The sequence below is a fragment of the Alcanivorax sp. HI0044 genome (assembly GCF_001634945.1).
Map to the genome: position 1 here is coordinate 1 of NZ_LWEZ01001775.1, position 1,900 is coordinate 1,900.

Annotated in this window: 2 protein-coding genes and 1 pseudogene; 1 reads left to right on the top strand and 2 read right to left on the bottom strand. The window is 55.3% G+C overall.

Annotated elements, in window-relative coordinates; translation table 11 throughout:
- Positions 1 to 490 (bottom strand): annotated as a pseudogene (locus tag A3730_RS26595) (GGDEF domain-containing protein); the annotation flags it as partial.
- Positions 491 to 650: 160 nt separating this feature from the next.
- The gene (locus A3730_RS26600) at positions 651 to 923 is read right to left on the bottom strand and encodes an Arc family DNA-binding protein (protein ID WP_063520329.1); all 273 of its coding nucleotides are present in this window, start codon (positions 921 to 923) and stop codon (positions 651 to 653) included.
- Between the two features lie 305 nt (positions 924 to 1,228).
- On the opposite strand from A3730_RS26600, the gene A3730_RS26605 reads away from it, so the two are divergent.
- A partial coding sequence (locus tag A3730_RS26605; protein ID WP_063539312.1) for a LysR family transcriptional regulator occupies positions 1,229 to 1,900 on the top strand: 672 nt, incomplete at its 3' end.

Sequence of the window (1,900 nt, forward strand, 5' to 3'; positions counted from 1 at the left end):
TCATGCAGCCAATCATTACCACGGAGCTAATCAGTGCGGCATAGAATGGCACCCGTATCAGGATGCAGATCATCAGGATAGCCAGTGGGGTGTGGAAAAAGAAGGTGTAGGCCAGGGGGTGCTCGACTATGGCCCCTAGATAATTGCCGGTAAGGGCAATGGCGAATGCCAGTACCAGCGTGGCTTCGTGGAGCCAGTTACGCCATTGTGGCTTGCGGATTAATACCAGACAGCCGCCGGTGAGCATCAAGGTGAAAAGCCGCGGGCGCCAGGACATGTTGAGAACGTCAGGAGAAATTCGCGACTCGATAAACATGGCGGAGACAATCAGGAACGCCACCAGTGCCAACGCCCAGGGCATGACTTTGGCCACGCTTGCCCGGAAATAGAGGCGAAAATCCTTTTCCAGCGGTTTGGGCAGGCGCAGGTGCCACGGTAACGTAATATCGCTGCCGGTTGGCAGTGGGGTATGGTTCTGGTTTGCGGTCACGGCCGTAAAGGCTCCTTTCCGTCCATGAATCGGTGACTGCGTGCGTGAGCAGCATGCACTACATCATAGTGCAAAGTACTGTCATATCGATAATGGGCAGGTGGCCAGCGGTGTATTGTAAGGACAAAAGGACGATTGTGGTTAGCCCTGCACGGTGAATCTAATCCAACAGCGCCAACAGTGCCTGTTGTTTCCCCTGTGGCAGTTGGCGAAAGCGCTCCAGCAGGAAAGCTTCTTCGCCGCCTTGCGGCACCGCTGCTTCGCCATGGGGCAGGGTATGCGGCCAGTTCTTCAGGCTATGTTCCAGCCGGGCAATAATTTCCGCGTTCATGCTGCGATGGCTGTGGTTGGCCGCTTGCGCGACCTCGTTTCGCATACCGCAGGGAAAACGAACCACGAACTTCTCGGTTCGCGTGGTTGCGTTGCTTGTCATAGTAACCTCTGAATCACGCCTGCTTACATGGGGCTGGCGAGTGAGGCTGGCCGGCCTATGACAACAGAGCAGGCTGTGCTGTTATCTGGACACAAGCTTTAGACCTTACGCATTTTTTTGCCTCCAGGCGATACTGGCAGCGTGCCAGTAATGGCGAAATAGAGACACGGTTAACACTAGGCTAAGTAAAAGTTTTTTTACACGGAGAATCGTCGTGCCTGTGTGATCTGGTGCACGGTGCCAGTGAGTATCAGGCAGTGCTACAATTGATACTACTGATATAAAAATTGGCGGCTATTCACTTAATGAATATTGGTGCGGCAGACCTGAATCTGCTCAAGTATCTGGATGTGCTTCTGCGTGAGCAGAATGTGACCCGGGCAGCCGAGCAACTGGGGATTACCCAGCCGGCGATGAGTAATTCCCTGAAGCGGTTGCGTGAGTTGTTTGGTGATCCGTTGTTGATTCGTACCAGCGATGGCATGACCGCCACGGAACGTGCACAGGAGCTGCGGCCCCTGGTGCGGCAAATTCTTTCCCAGGCGGAGCAGTTGTTCACGCCCGAGGATGTGTTCCAGCCGGCGGACAGTCGCCGGGTGTTCCGGATCATGACCAGCGATTATGCGGAAGCCACCCTGGTGCCGCATATTGTTCGTCGCCTGCGCGCCGAGGCCCCCAATGTGGTGCTGGATTTCCTGACCCCGTCGGATGTGAGCTACCAGGACATGGAGCAGGGCCGGGTCGATATGGCGGTAAACCGCTTTAACGAAATTCCGGGGTCGTTTCACCAGGTGAGCCTGTGGAAGGATTCGTTTTCCTGTTTGCTCAACCGGGATAATCCCATTGCCAAGGGCTTTGATCTGGACAGTTATCTGTCCGCCCAGCATATCTGGGTGTCGAAAACCGGTTTTGGCGTAGGGTTCGGCATGAACCCGGAAAAGCTCGGTGGGCTGGGGTGGATTGATCATGCCCTGGAG